General features: G+C 40.6%; 15 protein-coding genes and 1 tRNA gene. 5 read left to right on the forward strand and 11 right to left on the reverse strand.

The genetic code is table 11. The features are described from left to right. Window positions 1-23 precede the first annotated feature (23 nt). Entirely contained in the window at window positions 24-1196 is a 1173-nt protein-coding gene (locus tag HUJ22_RS04600) for an alkaline phosphatase (RefSeq protein WP_290874559.1), read from the reverse strand. A 69-nt stretch (window positions 1197-1265) separates the two neighbouring features. Beyond that, window positions 1266-2849, reverse strand: a complete 1584-nt coding sequence (locus HUJ22_RS04605; RefSeq protein ID WP_290874563.1) for a DEAD/DEAH box helicase — start codon at window positions 2847-2849, stop codon at window positions 1266-1268. 143 nt (window positions 2850-2992) lie between these two features. On the opposite strand from HUJ22_RS04605, the gene HUJ22_RS04610 reads away from it, so the two are divergent. Beyond that, window positions 2993-3736, forward strand: a complete 744-nt coding sequence (locus HUJ22_RS04610) for an FKBP-type peptidyl-prolyl cis-trans isomerase (protein ID WP_290874566.1) — start codon at window positions 2993-2995, stop codon at window positions 3734-3736. 475 nt (window positions 3737-4211) lie between these two features. On the opposite strand, the gene recD is transcribed toward HUJ22_RS04610, so the two are convergent. The 5 genes from recD to HUJ22_RS04635 are packed head-to-tail and all read right to left on the reverse strand — an operon-like array spanning window position 4212 to window position 13683. After that, window positions 4212-6023, reverse strand: a complete 1812-nt coding sequence (gene recD / locus HUJ22_RS04615; RefSeq protein WP_290874570.1) for an exodeoxyribonuclease V subunit alpha — start codon at window positions 6021-6023, stop codon at window positions 4212-4214. Beyond that, the gene (gene recB, locus HUJ22_RS04620) at window positions 6020-9517 is read right to left on the reverse strand and encodes an exodeoxyribonuclease V subunit beta (protein WP_290874574.1); all 3498 of its coding nucleotides are present in this window, start codon (window positions 9515-9517) and stop codon (window positions 6020-6022) included. Before recB ends, recD begins: the two co-directional genes overlap by 4 nt. Beyond that, complete coding sequence (locus tag HUJ22_RS04625) at window positions 9510-12581, reverse strand: exodeoxyribonuclease V subunit gamma (RefSeq protein WP_290874577.1); 3072 nt, start codon at window positions 12579-12581, stop codon at window positions 9510-9512. The genes recB and HUJ22_RS04625 overlap by 8 nt, the downstream gene beginning before the upstream one ends. Before the next feature lie 57 nt (window positions 12582-12638). Next, entirely contained in the window at window positions 12639-12920 is a 282-nt protein-coding gene (locus HUJ22_RS04630; protein WP_290874580.1) for a hypothetical protein, read from the reverse strand. A 4-nt stretch (window positions 12921-12924) separates the two neighbouring features. After that, window positions 12925-13683, reverse strand: a complete 759-nt coding sequence (locus HUJ22_RS04635) for a ParA family protein (protein WP_290874583.1) — start codon at window positions 13681-13683, stop codon at window positions 12925-12927. A gap of 187 nt (window positions 13684-13870) precedes the next feature. On the opposite strand from HUJ22_RS04635, the gene HUJ22_RS04640 reads away from it, so the two are divergent. From HUJ22_RS04640 to HUJ22_RS04655, 4 genes are all read left to right on the forward strand, one after another. After that, window positions 13871-14245, forward strand: coding sequence for a hotdog domain-containing protein (locus HUJ22_RS04640; protein WP_290874586.1), 375 nt, complete (start codon window positions 13871-13873; stop codon window positions 14243-14245). Window positions 14246-14256: 11 nt separating this feature from the next. Further along, window positions 14257-14622, forward strand: a complete 366-nt coding sequence (locus tag HUJ22_RS04645; RefSeq protein WP_290874589.1) for a taurine dioxygenase — start codon at window positions 14257-14259, stop codon at window positions 14620-14622. A gap of 28 nt (window positions 14623-14650) precedes the next feature. Continuing rightward, window positions 14651-15664 carry a UDP-glucose 4-epimerase GalE gene (galE, locus tag HUJ22_RS04650; protein WP_290874592.1) on the forward strand — a complete coding sequence of 338 codons (1014 nt, stop codon included), beginning with the start codon at window positions 14651-14653 and terminating at the stop codon, window positions 15662-15664. Between the two features lie 149 nt (window positions 15665-15813). Then, window positions 15814-15895, forward strand: a tRNA-Leu gene (locus tag HUJ22_RS04655). A gap of 116 nt (window positions 15896-16011) precedes the next feature. On the opposite strand, the gene HUJ22_RS04660 is transcribed toward HUJ22_RS04655, so the two are convergent. From HUJ22_RS04660 to HUJ22_RS04675, 4 genes are all read right to left on the reverse strand, one after another. Continuing rightward, window positions 16012-16275 carry a hypothetical protein gene (locus tag HUJ22_RS04660; RefSeq protein WP_290874596.1) on the reverse strand — a complete coding sequence of 88 codons (264 nt, stop codon included), beginning with the start codon at window positions 16273-16275 and terminating at the stop codon, window positions 16012-16014. A gap of 1 nt (window position 16276) precedes the next feature. Beyond that, window positions 16277-17665 (reverse strand): phage terminase large subunit, encoded by a 1389-nt coding sequence (locus HUJ22_RS04665; protein WP_290874599.1) that lies wholly within the window; start codon window positions 17663-17665, stop codon window positions 16277-16279. Then, the gene (locus HUJ22_RS04670) at window positions 17658-18044 is read right to left on the reverse strand and encodes a hypothetical protein (protein ID WP_290874601.1); all 387 of its coding nucleotides are present in this window, start codon (window positions 18042-18044) and stop codon (window positions 17658-17660) included. The genes HUJ22_RS04665 and HUJ22_RS04670 overlap by 8 nt, the downstream gene beginning before the upstream one ends. A gap of 209 nt (window positions 18045-18253) precedes the next feature. After that, window positions 18254-18928: a hypothetical protein gene (locus HUJ22_RS04675; RefSeq protein WP_290874604.1), complete on the reverse strand. Its 675-nt coding sequence runs from the start codon at window positions 18926-18928 to the stop codon at window positions 18254-18256. Window positions 18929-18965: the final 37 nt, after the last annotated feature.

The raw sequence follows: 18965 nt of genomic DNA on the forward strand, positions 1-18965 counted from the left end.
CTGCCCCCTGTTTCTATGAAAATCTATTTCTCCATTAGTATAGGCAACTCACCTACCCCAAGTAACTCCGCAAGCTTCTGTCCTATATACGTATTATCTCTCCACCCCATAAATTCCAAAGCTTGTGGACCGTAAGCCATAAGAGGGACCGGAATTCCGGTATGGTAATCTGTAACCCAATAAACTTCCAGAGAGTCACCAGTATCAGCTTGTCTGAGCATAGTCATCCCTCCTGTTTCATGATCTGCTGTTAGTACCACTAAAGTTTCACCGTCTTGTTGGGCAAAATCCAGGGCTGTTTTTACAGCAAGATCAAAATCCTCAACTTCGCGTATCAAATATTCAGTATTGTTTCCATGTCCGGCCCAATCAATTTGGCTGCCTTCTACCATTAAGAAGAAACCTTCTTCATTCTTGCTTAAAACATCCAATGCTTTTTGAGTCATTGCAGCAGAGGATGGCTCCCCCTCTACCCGCTCCATTCCGTCTTCAGCAAAAAGACCCAGCAAGCGATCAGAGGATGTATCTTGAAGATCATTTTCATTCAATAAAACTTGGTATCCGGCCGCTTCAAACTGTGCCATTACATCCAGGGAATCACTTCGTTCATCAGGCGAAAACCACTTCACCCCGCCCCCTAGAAATACTTCGACACCTGAGTCCAAAAAATCAACGGCAATTTCTTCCTGCATGCTTCTTTGCTCTACATGAGCAGCATAACTGGCCGGTGTAGCATGAGTGATAGAGGAAGTTGAAACCAAACCGGTGCTTAATCCCTTTTCCTCGGCAAGCTCAAGAATGGTCTTGCAGGGAGTTACACTTGGATTTACTCCTATTGCTCCATTATAAGTTTTCAATCCGCAAGAATAAGCGGTTGCCCCGGATGCTGAATCTGTTATTAGATTATCAGAAGAATGTGTTTTAACAAACCCGGTAACCGGCATGGTTTGCATATGCAACATACCATCCGGACCTACCATGGCATATTGCCCGGTTGAAATTTGAGCCAACCCTGTTCCATCACCTATCAGAAATATGATATTTTTGATTGGTTTATTTTCAACTAACGGTAACATGTCCGGTACTTCAGCCTGAGATTCAGAAACAGAAATAATTTCGGTTTTTGTATCGGTTTCATTTTGCTGACAGGCTATCGTTAAAACAGACAGAAGTAAAAAAGTAAATAGTTTTTTCATGGTTTAAACTTTTTCCTTTTAAAATTAGTGAAATATTAATGGGTTCAATTGAATCGGCAAGAACCTTAATCAAGAGAAAAAGGCCTTAATCAACCCCCAAATACCCTTAGCGGGTTTAAGTGATTTTTGATTACGTTTCGTTGCTTTTTTAATTCGCTCAGCCGGGATTACAGGTCCTTTATCTTCTTGTTTTGAAACAGGTTTTTTCTTGGATGACTTTTTAGATGTTTTTTCAACCTTCTTATCCCCCGCCAAAACTACATCTACACTGCTCAAATTTTGAACTTTTCGATTAGCAGCTTCAATTTCTTTTTGTGATAGTTTTTCAGGCTTTTCGTTTTTCTTTTTGGGAGAAGATTTTTTGGCTTCTTTCTTACCTTTATATTCTTTATCGGAACCGTAATCAACTTCCCTGGCCGATGTATTCTTAGTTTCTTTTTTTGAAGCAGTTTCTTTTTCCTTTTTTGGAGGCTTCTTATCGGGTGCCGGTTTTCGTGATTTATCTTTTGATTTTGATCTATCCGAATCAGGTTTAGATTTTTTATTGGAATCGGCTTCCAACATTTCTAACTGATCTCCAACTTTATCCTGAATTGCACTAAATGCTCTGCGATCTTTTTTGTTTACAAAAGTGATAGCTACCCCCGACTTATCATATCGGCCGGTACGCCCAATTCTATGTACATAATCATCAACCTGTCGAGGTACATCATAATTTACGATTAGCGATACATCAGCGATATCAATGCCGCGGGCTAACACATCCGTTGCCACAATTACCGGCACTTTCCCACTTTTAAATTCATGCAGAGATTTATTTCGTTCATCCTGATCTCTGTCTCCGTGAATACTGCCGGCCTTAATACCCTTCTTAACCAATAGGCGCTCTAACTCATCAACTCCTCTTTTAGTCGCACAGAAAATAATACATGAATCCCAGGCTAAGCCATCCAGAACATCCTGAATCAAATTTAATTTATCCTTTTGCTCAACAAAGTAGGCTTTCTGGGAAATGCTACCGGATGGTTTTTCAATTTCAATTTCAATTTTCTCCGGATTATCCATGAAATCATTCGCCAGTTTCTTAATCTGTTCCGGCATGGTTGCCGAAAATAAAAGCGTTTGACGTTCTTTTGGAAGTTTTTTGATAATCTTGGTTACATCCGGCAGAAATCCCATATCAAGCATACGGTCCGCTTCATCCAGCACTAAAAATTTAATATGGCTGAAATCTACATCCAATACTTTACTTTGGTCAATAAGCCGACCTGGGGTGGCAACAATAATATCAATTCCGGAACGAAGAGCATTAGCCTGCTTTCCAAAGTCCTCTCCCCCAATTACTGTAGCGGAAGAAATTCCGGTATGATACCCAAGGGCAAAAATTTGTTCATCAATTTGTTGAGCCAATTCCCGGGTAGGTGATAATATCAGAGCTTGTGTATGTTCCGAAGGATTCTCTAAAATTTGTTGTATTACAGGTATTACAAAAGCCCCTGTTTTACCGGTTCCCGTTTGAGCTGCCCCTATGAGATCCTTTTTTTCAAGGATAATCGGCATTGCCTGTGCTTGTATGGGGGTCGGTTCTGTATAGCCAATGTCTCGCAAGCCTGCTTTCAGCTCGTCATTAAAGTCAAAATCGTTAAATGTCAATGTATTCGTCTGTTGTGAAATTTCTTATGATCCTACAATATACATAGATCGATGATTATTTATTCCACTTTGCCATGATTTACCCTATTTTGTAAACCTAAATTCTAGATCACTAACAAATTTCTAATCACCAAAAATTAACTATGAAATTGAACAAATTAAGTATAGCTGCAATCTTAAGCTCTTTGCTCCTTATTTCAGCTTGCGACCAAAAAATGAGTGGAACCTACGAAGCTGATTTATCTACCCAGCTTGACAGTGTAAGTTACGCACTCGGTTATCAAAACGGTATGATGCTGAAAACTGAAAGCATTGACGAAGTAGATATCCACAACTATAATGCCGGATTAAGCGACGGGCTTGAAGGCGAAGAGCTTATGTCTCGAGATGAAGTTTTTAAAATCATCAACACCTACATTCAGGAAATTTCGGAACTGAAAGGCGCTGAAAATTTAGAAAAAGGTCAGGCTTTTCTTGAAGAGAACAAAGATAAAGAGGGTGTAATGGTTACCGACTCCGGACTTCAATATAAGGTTATTGAAGAAGGCGACGGAGAATCACCTTCCGCAGAAAATATCGTTCGTGTTCACTACACCGGTCGACTAGTCGACGGCACTATCTTTGATACCAGCAGAAAAGATGTGGCTCAGGCTAATGATCTATACAACGCGCAAAGAGAACCTTATGAAGGAGCCGAATTCCCTTTGAATCGTGTGATCCCTGGTTGGACTGAAGGTGTACAACTAATGAGTGAAGGTGCCATATATGAATTTTATATCCCTTCGGACCTTGCTTACGGAGCACAAGCTCCGAGAGGCAGCTCAATCGGCCCTAATGAAACACTTATTTTTAAAGTAGAATTACTTGAAGTAAAGCCGGCTGAATAATTCAACGGTTCAAAAATTTCATTAGATAAAAAACCCCGCACATAATCTATGTGCGGGGTTTTTATTTGTTATTAGTTAATTATCCGGCAGGTATAAAATTATGCAGAAAAGAACTAATAAGAATCATCAATTAGGATACAGCTTCTATTTCAACTCCCCTGGCTGAAACGAACATGCTTTCTGCTGAGTTGAATCATCCTTTTCAGAAATATTAACTGTAATTTATTGGGCTGCAATAAATAAAAGTACTTTTTTGTGACATATTTTTCGCGATTAAGAAGATTTAATACTGATTAGAAATCTCTAAGTGCTTTTTATAGAATTGATGAGCATATTGGGAGAAATAAATAAGGGGAAACGGCTATCAACCGCTCCCCCCTGATACGTTGGCTTTTTGGGGTACAAATTTAAGCTACTTTGCTTATGAGCATTGTAGCTTTTTTAATATCAAATTGTTCCGATCATTAAAAAATCGTCAAGCTATATCTTCCCAAACTTTTTGCCTCAAACCGCTATTTCTTGATACAGACTGTTGGATTGTTTTCCTGATAATTTCTTCATTTGCAATTATAAGAGTGTTTTGACGGGCTCTTGTTACAGCTGTATACAGAATCTCTTTTGAAAGTATTGAATTTACTTTACTTGGAAGTATTATTGCCACTTCATCAAATTCAGAACCCTGACTTTTATGAATAGTAATTGCATAAGCCGGTTCATACTCTTTCAGACGGGTCGCCGAAATTTCTTTGGCATATTCTCCCTCAAATTTTATAGCCGGTTCTTCTTTGTACTTACAAATACCTATTTCGCCATTTCTGATTTTAAGTATTGAATCATTACGGGTAGCCATTACTATTCTTCCGTCATACCATTCTGTAGAATTAAGTATTCCTTTCTTTCTTCGAATTAGTCGCTCAGCTTCGCGATTGATTTGTTCTACCCCACTTCTTCCTCGTCTTAAAGCGCATAATATCTTTTTCCGATTCGAAGAGATAAGCCTTTTATTTTCTTCTTCCCCTGAATAGTATTGATAATGGTCGACAGCAAATTTTTGAATAATTTCTTGCAGTGGCTCCGAAGAAGAGTCTACCCAATTTAAGTTAGGATATCTGGAGTCTTTCAGCAAACGAATTGCCTTTTCAGCGTCCGCATTATTTACAGCAAGAGCAAACTGCCCGATTCCGCTGTCAGTACCAAAACGATAACTCTTAGTCAAAAATACCACACTGTCATTGATGGAAGGTTTCGATTTTACTACCGGAACAGGAATTCCGGACATTTCATTTATGGTGGCAGCAACCTTCTCAGAGAATGAATTTTCACCCTGACAAAGATCCCCCAGAATAGATCCAGCCTCCACCGAGGCAAGTTGATCCTTATCACCCAGTACTACCAACTTAGTGTCATCCCCGATTGCACGAATCAACCGAACCCACATGGTAATATCGAGCATAGATGCTTCGTCTATCACTACAATATCATATGGCAGTTTATTTTCTTCGTTGTACTTAAAGCGGCTTCCCTTGAAATCTGAACCTAATAGTTTATGAACCGTCAGAGCTGTATCAGGAATGACAATGCCTGATAAAATGCTTTCAGGTAAATTCTCTTTTCCTGATTCAATAGACTCAGCCAGCCTTCTTGCAGCTTTACCGGTTGGCGCGGCCAATGCTATTCTCAACTCTTTATTTGAATGAACCATGGCATGAACGGCTATAATGTTCAAAACCGTAAACGTTTTTCCTGTTCCAGGTCCACCAGAAATAACTAATAAATCTTTTAGAAAACTTAAACAAACGGCTACATGCTGCCAATTAACTTCAAACAAATCGGAAGACGGTTGCAATATATTTTGAAGGATCGATTTAACTTCATTTGACTCCGGGTATAATTTTTCAGATTTATTCTTCAGCCACTCCGAGAGCTCTTCTTCGTATTTCCAGAAGCGATGCAAATACAGCCGTTTGTCTTCCACAACAAGTGGTTTTAATTCATCTCCGGTACTAACTAACCGGCTTTTTAGCAACGCATCCAGCCAACTCTGTTTCAGAGCTCCTGTAATTTTAATTTCTGATTTTGGATCTTCAAATAAATAGGCATGATCCCATGCCTGGATATCCAAACAAACATTCCCGTTCTGCTGAGCCTGGATACAGGCTGCAGCTGCCAACAATACTTCCTCTTTCTCATCAGGCTGAATCTCGAGCAGAAACCGGACATACTCTACTTCAAGTAAACCGATAATCTCTTGGCTTCTAAGGGTTTCCAAATAGTTCAATACATTCATTTTGTACCTCCCTGGTGGAAATATTCATCCATGCTTTGTATCAAACCTAAGTCAGGTCTATCAAAAAAGACCCCACTGCCGGATTGATCCTGATTTACCCCGCGAAGAAATAAATACATTACTCCGCCAAAATGCTGTTCATAATCATACCCTTTTATACGCTGCCCCAAATAACGATGCAAAGCCAGCGTATAAATATGATATTGAAGATCATATCCGGCATCCAAAATCGCCTGATTTAGATTTGACTTGGAATAATCTTCAGGGCTATCTCCCAAGTGATTTGATTTATAATCAAGAATATAAAACCGGCCTTCGTATTTGAATATGAGGTCAATAAAACCCTTTAAAAACCCAAAAAAAGACTCCTTATCTATTATAAAAGGACTTTCACCTCTGATCATTTCCCATAACTCATTAACTTTTATCTGCCCGGTCGGGAAATAGAACTCCATCTCCTTTAAAACATTGCTTTTCATTAATTTTGAAAGCATCACGCCTTGTTCATTCAGTGAATGAGTAAGCACAGAATAAACCCATTGTTCCGTTGGGTTTTCCCACGACTTGGAAAATCCATAATAATCCAGGTTTTGTGTAACCGCTTCCGAAACGCTTTTTGGATTACTGAATTGAATGTCTTCAAAAATTTTGTGCAAACAAGTTCCGGCTGTAGCACCTTTAGGGAAACCATACTTATCAAAAATAACAGCCTCTTTTTCATAAAGCTCATATACAGAATCATAATCGTGAGGACTTTCTGAATGATCTTTTCCTTCGGAAAGGGACGAATAGCTCAACATTCTCGGAAAACGGAACAAATCATCGCGTCTCATCTCTCTTACCTTCAAATCAGGAGTCTTTACTTCTGCATTTAGTTCAAAGCCTGCAGGTTTGCCTTCAGCCGAGTTTCGGACTTTAATAAACTCACAATCTGTAAGAACCTCAGATATTTTTTCAAATGTGAAGTTGTTATCCGATTTATCTCTGCCCAAAATAAAAGCAATAGCCGAAGTGCTGACATCTTTAGAATTTGGAATAAAAAGGTAGCAGGCCGACACTGAGCGAGTCAATGCTACGTAGGCAAGCCTCACTTCCTCTGCCAGCTGCTGTTCCTCTGAGAGTGTTTTAAAGTCCTCTTTTTTATAATGGGTTACACTTTGACTGATATCCACATGAATATTGCCATCCCGGTAAAAGCTAAATACTTCGCCTTTTTTAATCTTCTTGGCAGCATTCCAAAGAAATGGGCAAAACACAATTCGGTACTGAAGTCCTTTTGCCGCGTGTATGGTTGATATCTGTATCAGCTTCTCATCACTTTCAAGACGCAGTTGTTCCTCATCCGCTTCAGTATTCTCTTCGTTTTTCTTCTGATAAAACCACTTCAGCAATGCCTTTCCATATAAACGCTCTTGTCGTTCTGTTTTATCCAGTAATTCAGAAAGATGCATCAGGTTTGTTATGCGGCGTTCTGCATCTTTTTTCAATGCAAGTATCTCCAAACATTTAAAACGCTTGAATATCATCTCGATGGCTGCGTCAATACCTTTATTATCCCATTCTCCCTTGATTGATATAAACTTTTCAATGACGGCCGACCATTCAGCCTCGTTAGTCAATAAGTTTTGGATATCGCCTGCACTGTAACCTAACATCTCAGTAGCCAAAGCTGCTCTTATTCCCGGTTCCGAACGAATATTTTGTACGGCTTTAAGTACAACAAACAACTCGTCTGATTCCCTTACCTGAAAAACGCTGGTTCTGGATTTTAATACACTGTTTAGCCCATGATCACGCAATCGTGATTGAATTTCTTCCCCCTGGAAGCCACTCCGGACCAAAATGGCAATATCTTCCTCCCGGATTTTCTCTCCTTTCACTGTATATCCACCTGAAAGCAGCTCAATGATTTCATCAGTTACTGCATCATAAATCAAATTATTGAAATCATCTTTTTTAGAGGCAGAATCATCATCAATTATAATGCTCTGAAATGGGGTAATCGGGTTCCCGGCTGCATCTAGGATATACTCGGTACCATCCTTCCGGTTTGGAAACGAAACCGGATTAAACTTAAGCTGCTCTATTTGAAAAGGTAATTCTGATTGCCCAAAAAACTCATTGACACCTTTAATCATCTTTTCATTTGAGCGGTAGTTCTCTCCTAATGTGTATGACTGATCATCGCCTGCATCAGTTTTAGCATCTAAATAGGTGAAGATGTCTGCCCCGCGGAAACCATAAATAGCCTGCTTGGGATCCCCAATCATAAACAGAGCTTTATCTTTTTTCTCCCCATAAATCTGTTTAAAAATACCATACTGAACGGGATCCGTATCCTGAAATTCATCCACCAGCGCTAACGGATACTTTTTACTCAAGGTCTTTACCAAATAACCGGTCTTATCACCCCTTAATCCTTTTTCAACTGATTCCAGTAAATCATTATAAGTAAGTAAATTAGAAGATGACTTTTGAATTTCAAAAACATTTCTAATTTCTTCAATAGATTCTCTGATGAATGCAGGTTTCAGTAGCTTTAACCTTTCTGCTATACTAATATAATCATCAAGTGCAGGGAAAAAATCCAGTTCAGGAACTGTAAACTTCTTTGTACTTCCCTTTTCTTGCATATATGTCCCTAATCTTGGCATCCGATCCGATGAAATTCCAACTTTTGGTGCAGATCTTGAGACTAAATCCAATAGATCAACCCAATCCTTTTGCTTGCTCCTCCCTTCTCTAAAATAAGTGCCATTTAATTTTCCACTATGGTATATCTCATCTAATTGTGCCCGGTTCTTTTCCCAACACTCTTTAAGGTGATTAAACTTTGATTTCAATTCCGGAAACAAGCCATACAATTCTTCCAGGTTGTTATCAGAAGGCTCTACTTTGGCATAAGGATGCGTCAGTACTTTATCCAGGGTCTGCTTCAATTCATCCGGACCAAAACTGTCATCAGTCAAATAATCTAATAGAAGCAAATGATGCTCGTCTTCTTCTGCTTTCCCTACAAAAGATCTCCAATAGTCGTCTACGCAATCCTGTAATAGCTCCGAATAATCGGCCAGGAGCTCAAAGTCGGGGGATACATCAAACTGAAGGCTATACTCAGTTAGCAGACGACTACAGAAGCCATGGATGGTAAAAACTGAGGCTTCATCAAAGGTATCGATGGCAGTTTTAAGTTTAGCTGCTGCGTTTTCATAGGACTGGTCCAGCAAAGCGGTCAAAAACGGGTCATTCTCCGGATTTTGGCCTTGAAAAGTTTTTAAAGACTCCTTCAGCCTGTTTCTTAATCGAAATTTAAGCTCGGCGGTAGCAGCATCAGTGTAAGTCATAACAAGGATTTGAGACGGCAGAAGCCCCATTTCAAGGATAGCCCTGACATACAAGGAAGTAATATTATAGGTTTTACCGGTTCCTGCACTGGCCTCTACCAAACTAAGTCCGCTTAAAGGCACTTCAAATACATTCAGAGGTTTACTCATCCTCCCCCTCCGAAACAGCCTTCAAAAATGGTTCCCAAAACAGAAGCGCATTTTCATGAAAGGCATTTTGAGCCAATGGATCCTTATTACGCCAAATTACATGGTTAAAATAGTCAACCGACTCCGCGGAAAAGGTGTACTGATCATCCTCCCATACAGACCGGGCTGCATTTACGGCATCCGCTTTATCCTCGTCCTCCAGATACTTCCCGGCATATTTCTTAGATGACTCCACAAAGAAAGCCACTTTATCAAGTAATTCGTTCTCCCGGTTAAACCACTGTAATAGCTCTCGTAACGGATTTTTAGTGATGTTAGCAGAACTTAGAGTCAGGGTTTCTATCTCGACATCTTCTTTGGAAAGAAAGAGACTTTGCTCGATATCTTCTCCCGCCTCCAGCAGCAATAAGTGCTTAAGCCAATGTTCTGCCTCATATTTAGGCTTCCGCTTACCTACACGATGTGACACCAGGGTGTTACCATAAACCCCACCTATAATGCCATTTATTTCTATACCTTCCAGTTCAATTGAAATTTTTACTGATCGCTCTTCTTCTGTGAACCTTATATTTAACTCTTCTAATAGAGCTTGTATGCTCTCTTTTTCAATCCTGAAAGCTTTTTCTCCCTGGAGTTTTTCCGGGATCATAGAAGCTGCGTCAGCATATCGATAGACTTGTTCAGGAGATTCGTTGCGAGATAGCGTTTGAAATAAAAGAGCATCCAGTTTGTATCGCTCCAAGCCCCTTAGTTTAAACTCTTCACGATCAGAAACTATATTAAAGTCATTAAAGTTTTTGATATCTAATTCATTTTCCAACATATATTTACAAGGATGAGTAAAAAAGTCAATAAGGTCATGAATATGAACCTTATTTTTCAAATCCCCCTTGCTCAAAACAAAGTCACTTCCAATAAAATCAATGCTTTCCTTTCGGGAACCTTCTGACATCTGTTGAGATAATGCCCTTATTGAACCGGAATATGATACCGGTTGGTCTGCGCTAAAATACCGTCTATTGAATGGGTGCAAACTGTGTCGAATAGTACTATCCGTTTGACCTTCATACAAAACATCTATGAGTTGTTGCACCAAAATAGAAGGAAGCTTAAATGAATCGGAGCGTTGACTTTGCCCACGATAGCTAATGTGTAAATAATCTCCGGCAGCTTGCAGGCTTTCCAAAAATAAATAAGTATCGTCTTCTTTGAGAATGCGATCTCCCGGTTGGGGCTCAGAATAAATAAGATCAAATTCCGGTCTGACAGCTTTTCTTGGGAAAATTCCTTCATCCATCCCCAAGAAACCAATAAATCGGAATGGCACCGAACGATACGGGATATATGAGCTTACCGTCACCCCTTGACCAAACCGGCCTGCACTTGAGTTCTGAGACTCTAATCGCCCTCCAAGCCATGATTTAATCAAACTAAAAGTAACGACTTCCTGAGTTTTTGAAAATCTCACTTGTTGTTTCAGCTTATCAATGAGCATGTGTAGCCTGCTGTTTCCATCCTCGGCCTCACTGAAAAATTCAGCCACATAACCATGTACAACTTCAAGCCATTGCACCGGTTCTTTAGGATTAGTGGTATCTTCAAAAGCTTTTTTCAGGCAATGAAGAAAGCTTGAAAAGCGGGCGACGAGATCTGCATCCTCAGTAGATGAAATTCCTGAAAACGGAATCATCCCCTCATAGACCTCCAAAGAGTCAGGCTCCATGGAGAACCCGGATATGAGCTGGTTAATCCCTTTTTTCCAGCTAAAGCGTGTATTAAACTGCTCACCAATTTCCCGGTAAACCTTATTATCATAAACCCATTGTTCTATTAAATTCAAATCATTATTGGAAAAAGAGAACCGTGTTTTTATAGGTTCAAGCTGCATGAATTGAAGTACTGAAGTTGCCTTGAAAGGCGAGGAAAGTAGTTCGAGTAATTCTGCCAAGGCATGCTCTGCAGACTGCCTGTTCCTGCCACTGAGCCTCGAAACAGGAATAGCCGGCTCACCTTCATCGTTATTAAATATCGTTTCTAAAACTCCGGCATAAGCTTCCGCATCGGGAACCATAACCAAAACATCATCAGGCCCTGACTTCGGGTTTTCATCCAAATATTTAAGTATACGATCCTTCAGTACCTGTACTTCCCTCCGCTTGTTGTGGCAGGAATGAATTTCAACCTCCGGCAGCTGCATTACTTCCGGATCAGATAAAACCTCTTTTTGAACCTTAACCTTGTCACTCTTTAGTACCTGTCTTAATAATTCAGCTTGTTCCCGTTCGGGTTTATTCCACTTCTCAACCAATGAACCCATATCCTGAGAATCATACCCGACTGTTGAATCACGATGAAAATAATGCACCTCATTTGTCTTTGATATCTTACTGATGATCTCTAAAAATGGTTTAGGAGCGTGTGATAGACCGAATATATATATCTGCCCAGGAATCTTATTCAGCAGCTTCTCATCCTCTTCCAGCCAACCGAGCAGTTCAATAAATGCCTGGGAGCGGCGTGGAATATTCTTAGTTTTTGGAGATGCCTGCCACTCTTTATTTAAATGGTTCCAAATAACAGATTGCCATTGCTCGTTTTTATTATTGGTTATAAGCTTTTGCTCCAGCCACTTTTCCATCATATCAGGGCGATAAACCTGGTATTGGTCGAAATTATCCGCTAACTGACTGCATAACCGGAATCGTTTCTGTGGGCGATCTTTTTCCCGGTCATAAACCGGAATTTCATCCAACAATGTTGGGTCTTGAGTAAACAGATTAAACAAGGCCCATTGCAAAGCATTTAAGTCACTCGGTAATACCTTTGGTAACCCTTCTCTGCACTCCCTGTATAAAACCCAAAGAAATTCGGAAGGAAATATAAATCTGAAATTTCCGGCAATACCTTTATGAGCTGCTAATTTTAAAGCCAACCATTCTTTGATTTCATTATTTTGAACAATTACCCAGGCAGGCTCTAACGGCTTCGGTTTTTCCGTTGCAAAGATTTCGGAAAAATGTTGAGCAAGTTGGTCTAAAGAATGTGCGTGATAGGTATGAAACATAGTGCCTTTTATATGGGGCACATTATAAGAAAAGAAGAGAGTTTATAAATAATAAAATTAATCAGAAGTCAGATCTCTTAAAGAGTCTTTCAGGATATCATTAACTAACGCTGAGTAAGAAATTTCCTTTTGGTCTGCCACGTCTCTGACCTTAACAACAATCGGTTCTTCCAGATAATAACTGGCTGTGATCTTATTTATTTTTTGCTCCTTCTGCCCAAAATCCCCCCCATCGTTCTCCTCTTCATCACTTCTGGACGGAGTAATAAAATCAAAAGAAGCATGTCTCCGCGTGCTATATGCAAGCGGATTATGTCCAAGGCTCTTTTTTTTACTCATTTTCTTACTTGCCGTTTTTTATTTCTTTAGCCAAAGCAAAGTAATCTTGTGCTCCAGCACTGTTGCCATCGTATTCAAAAATAGTTTTATGGTGACTTGGAGCTTCTGCAAGCGCAACATTGTCGCGAATTATTGTTTTAAAAACTTTGGGCCCAAAATAATCTTTAATATGCCCTACTACTTCTTTATTTAAGTTCTTACGGCTGTCATAAAGTGTACAAATTATGCCTCCAACTTCAAGCTGGTTATTCAACCTTTGTTGAACAACTTTTACTAAATCAAGCAATTTCGAAAGTCCGTGTAGTGCCAAATACTCTGACTGTAACACAATAAATATATCTTTAACTGCAGTAAAAGCATTCAGGGTTAACAAACCAAGGTTAGGCGGGCAATCAATAAGTACATAATCGTAATCATGATTCTTTTCCAGGTCTTTGATTACATTTTTCAATAACCCTTCTCTGGCCGGTTCACTTGCAAGCTCCAGTTCTGCCCCGGAAAGCTCCAAAGACGACGGAATGAAGTCAAAGCCGTTGTGTTCGATAATAAGCTCATCCACACTTACATTACCTCGTAGTGCATGATAAATAGTTTTATCAAGCCGGTGTGAATGAGTTCGTAAAGAGTAGGTTAAATTGGCCTGAGGATCCAAATCTATTAACAGTACTTTCTTACCTAATTTGGCAAGACCAGCCCCCAAATTAATGGTTGTGGTAGTTTTCCCAACTCCGCCCTTTTGATTCGTCAGTGCAATTGTCTTCATAATATCTAAGCCGTAATAAATTCTTTTTACATAGAGAGAGTAAAATCCACCCTCTTTGTTACAATAACAATAATATTAGTTCTATTGATTATCCAATAAAACTTTTTATTTCGAAGAGTTAAAATGAAATTACTTCATTATTACTTTAACTCTTATCTTAAAGGTAGTAATAAACTATAAGGATAAAATGAGATTTTTTAGCAGAAAACTGATTAAACCGGAAGATCTAAATGCCCATGGAACTCTATTCGGGGGTACTGTTATTTCTTGGGTGGATGAAGAGGCAGCCATTTATGTTCTCTGTCAGCTTGGTAAAGGGAATATCGTGACCAAGTATATGTCCGAAATTAACTTCGTCAATTCAGCTAAGCTTGGAGAAGTTATTGAGATTGGAATGGAAACTGTTAACTTCGGGCGGACTTCAATTACAGTTAAGTGCGTGGTGCGTAACAAATTCAGCAAAGAAACCATTATCAGTATTGATAAAATTGTGTTTGTACATTTAGATGAATTTGGAAAACCTACTCCCCACAACATTACTGAACCGGTTAACGAAGAATAGGACATAATACGTTGAATAATCATTTAGATAACAATGCTAATGGCAAGTTAATCGACTTCTCCGGTCTTTCAGACATGCTATACGGTGAGCAAAAATATATCAGTGAGTTCTCGGAAGCTGCCATAGATTCCTTTAGTGAGTTTTCCGAAAATTACAGCAAGTATTTGACTGTAAGGGATGAGACCAACTTCCGTAAAGCCGGACACAAGATAAAACCCGTAGCGCAAATGCTTGGCTTAGATCAGATTATCGAAGAATATGAGCATGCAAAAACGCTACTATGGGATGAAAAGCCAGATAGTGATTTAAAAGTATCCTCTCAAAAGATTCAGGAAATTTGTACTAAAGTCATCAAAGAGTTAGAAGAAAAAATCTAAAAAAAAGAAAAGAGTAGGTTTACAAATAATGAATGTACTTGTAACAGGTGGAGCCGGGTATATTGGAAGTCACACTGTATTAGAACTGCTGAATGAAGGCCATGAAGTCATTGTGATTGACAATCTTTCCAACAGCAGTAAGGAAGCCCTGAGACGGGTACAGGAAATTACCGGAAAAGAGGTGATTTTTTATAAGGAAGACTTGTTGAACAAACAACAGGTAGATAAAATTTTCATCAATCATTCTATTGATTCCGTTATTCATTTTGCCGGATATAAAGCGGTAGGAGAATCCGTGGCCGAGCCGCTGATGTACTATGACAATAATATCACCGGAACAATATATTTGTGTGAAGCTATGAAGAAACACGGAGTGAAAAATATTGTATTCTCTTCTTCAGCAACAGTTTATGGTGATCCTCACAAAGTCCCCATAACTGAGGATTTTCCGCTCTCTGCCACAAACCCCTACGGCCGAACCAAACTTTTTATCGAGTATATTCTTAAGGATTTACATGTAGCTGATGAATCCTGGAATATTGCCCTGCTACGATATTTCAATCCAGTTGGGGCACATAAAAGTGGTCAGATAGGTGAAGATCCCAACGACATCCCCAATAACCTTATGCCGTATGTTTCTCAAGTTGCTGTCGGCAAACTTAAGGAACTCGCAATATTCGGAGATGACTACCCTACCCACGATGGAACGGGCGTTCGCGATTATATTCATGTGGTTGATCTGGCCATCGGACACTTAAAAGCATTAAAGAAATTAAACTCTAATCCCGGATTAGCAGTCTATAACCTCGGAACCGGCAAAGGTTCGAGTGTGCTTGATATGGTGAAAGCCTTTGAAAAAGCTTCCGGTAAAAAAATACCTTATAAGATTGCTCCACGTCGTCCCGGGGATATTGCCGAATGCTATGCAGATCCCTCTAAAGCTGAAAAAGAGCTGAACTGGACAGCGACTCGTGGCATTGAGGAAATGTGCGAAGATACCTGGCGATGGCAATCAAAGAACCCGAATGGGTATAAGAACTAATACTTTGGTTAAACAGAAATTGGTTGATGCCTGCTCAGTTAAAAAATGAGACAAGTACTTCTTTGCACAACTTCCATTTTATTAAGAAATGATGCACATCCTCTTGGAGTTTACCCCTCACTACCCTTATCTTTGAAACCTTGTCAAAAGCCAAAGTGGCGGAATTGGTAGACGCGCGCGACTCAAAATCGTGTACCTTCGGGTGTGTGGGTTCGACTCCCACCTTTGGTACTTTGTTCTAAGGCTATCTATAATAATTAACAGTTATTTAGATAGCCTTTTTTATTGCCTTGGTAGAACTATGGTAGAACAAAACGAAAAAAAAGTCCTTTTTTTTAGTGAAAGTTTTATTCGATTTTGCATCCATTCTTAGCCTCTTGATCAATGACATTATCGTACACAAGCTTCTCAATCGCCTTGTCTGAAAAGTAGTAATATTCCGATAGTTCCTGCTTCAAATCCTTTGGCAGTTTCATGCCGGTTTGAAGATACTGATCCCTGGCAATGGCAATGATTTCAGCTTTATCAAGTTCTCTTAAAACACCTGATGGATCGTCAACGCATTTCTTGATCTTAGCCCTGAGTTCATCGAATGTTTCGCCACCGCTCATATTAAAAACCTTGCAGTCTCTTTTTACTCACTGTTTTGTTAACGGTATTCATCAGGCCGTATCTACAAGCATCAGCAGCATGATCGGGTCCTCTGGTGTCCAGATCTTCTGCATTGCGTGGGTCTCTGTCCAAATATGGAACCGTACTCCAGAAGTAATCACACTTCCGGGAAATATACAACCCCGGCTTATCGGGTTTTCCTGCATCTTGGAGTAAACGCCTCATGACTTCCCAGCCTGACTTACGGTCTGCCTTTTGTGCTCTCTCGAAATAAACACCTTCACGTTGAAATTCATTAGCTATCGATCCTTCAGAATAGCCGTGCTGGGCAAAGATGGCATCGTCTGCTACTCCATAGGGGTTTATATCCCATTCAAGGCACAGGTTGATGATACGCTCACTCAGGTGTGGAATAGTATATCCAAGTCCTTCAGTCAGATCGTGAGGATCAGAGGTTGCAAGTTCATCCACGATGATGATAGAGCCCCTGGGATAGTACCGGTCATCCGGCCCTTTGGCGCCGGGACTTTCTAACATTACGTAGGTAACTGATGGGGCGCTCGATCCATAATCATGTGCAAGCCAGTTTTTCCACTTCTTGCCAGTGTAGGGGTCTTCCGGGATTTGTTCCCAGGGATCGGTTGCGTTTCGTTTCTCATCAATAACCGTGCTGAAATAAGCGCCTCTGGCTATTGCCCAGTCTCCCTCAAGCCAAGCCTTCAGTAATTCCGGATCAGCCGGACAGGAGGCACGTAGCTGTTTCTCATATTCGTCGTGATCAATGAAGGGATTATCCTTGTAGGTGGAAGGGACGTACACCCAGTCCCGTTCGCTGTTAGGCTCGTAAAATGGTAACCACGGCTTTGAGTTTTTGAATACATAGCGTTTTGCAAGCCAGTGATGCCCACTTCCTCCGGGGTTAGCAGAAACCACGGTCCTGATGGGCATATCTTTCGGGCCTCTGAGGTTAGATCGTAGTTTATCGAGTAGTGAGGGCGTTGAATACTGCCCGGCCTCGTCAATTAGTAAAAGCGTGAATGATCTTCCCTGGTACTTCGTATAATCTTTTGGGCTTTCGAGCTGGCCCAGTTCAAAATATCCACCGTTGGGGAGCCTCCAAAAATGCTCTGTTTGATTGTAGCTGGCAGCGGTGCCGTAAATACTGCCAAAGAAATCACGTGTGAGGGCTTCAAAATCAGCAAGACCCTTGTAGGATTGCCTGATATACAATATCCGTGCTTTTTCCCGGTACTGTTCAGCGTGCCTGAATGCAAGGATGGCCATGGTTGCAGATTTGGAACCGCCTCGGCCCCCGCCTAAGAAAACATCATAGGCTTCAGGGATAGCACATACCTTTTCTTGAAATGTGGATAACTCGAAATTATTCATCTTGTTTAACTTCAATTTGTTTCTTGTAATCCTCTGGATCCATTGATCCCGGAATGGTGATATTCACCTGAACAGCGTTACCGGAGTTGACGTCTTTACCTTCCAAATAGCCATGCCTTGTTTTAAGCAGGAACATTGCGCAAGTAGCATCACCTTTCATGGCTTTTTCGTACAGTACACCCACTAATTTACCTTCCTCTACGGCTCGGGCTTCCTGAATAGCCTGCTTGGCTTCTGGATTCTCTCGCTTAATTCTTAGCCAGGTATCGTAACTCATTCCCAAGGCTTTAGCGATATCGGTTTCATTCACGCCTCGTTTACCAAGGGTACGAATGGTTTCAAGGCCGCCTTCAGGAAGTACTTTCTTTATCCGTGGCATGTTAAACTTTTTTTATTGCCGGAGTGTGACCCTTCTGATGTTTGTGGTATTCCGGCTTTTTGATGTTCTGATCAGCATGGATGCTTTTTTTCAGTCCTTCGTTAACTTGTGATCCTTTGATTTTCATAGTATTGGGGTTTGGTGTTAAAATTAAACCCCCCGGGGTGCCTCACTCTGATGTATGAGGGCCCGGAAGGTTAGAGGCGGCCTCAATTGGCCATGGCTTCGATTCTTCTTTTCTGGGCTTCCAGATCCTTCAGAGTTCCTTTATCCTCGATGGACTTGCGAAACTTGGTGGTCATGGTGGTTTTATCCAGCATGGATTGCCCAATGCGTTCCATTGCCTTGCTTATTCTTATCTGCTTGGAAAATCTTTTTTCACGGTAGTAATCAAGCAGGGTTTTCTTATGCTTCTCATCCAGCCCGGATAAAAAGCTTGGAGCCCCTAAAATCGATGAAACAGAGGTATATTCTCCCGAATCCACGAGTTTTTTAACAAAGCTAATCCTGTCGCTTGCGTGTGGAAGGCTGGCAACGTGCGAGCGAACTTCGCTTGAATATCTACTACTTCCAGCCTCATCTGATATTTCCTGGTTGATCACCTTGTTTAATTCAGCAGTGCGCCGGTCCACGATGGAAGACACCTGGGAAATCTTATTTGATATTTTATTGTCTGCTTTTTGAACGTACTTTACGAACTCAGCCTTCTTAGCCGCTTCGTTAAGTGTCCGGTCTGCAAGTATATCCTCCCTCGCCTTGTTAATCCTCTGGAGCTTTTCGTCAACCTCTTCTATGCCCCGGATGGCTGTCTGGACGTCGGGATCTTCACGGACGGCTTCATCTTCTTTGAAGCGTGCTCTAAACGAGTCAGCCGATATGTGCATTGGCACTGGGATCGTTGGTAATAATTCTTTCTTTTTC

The organism is Gracilimonas sp., assembly GCF_014762685.1.
Classification (GTDB): domain Bacteria; phylum Bacteroidota; class Rhodothermia; order Balneolales; family Balneolaceae; genus Gracilimonas.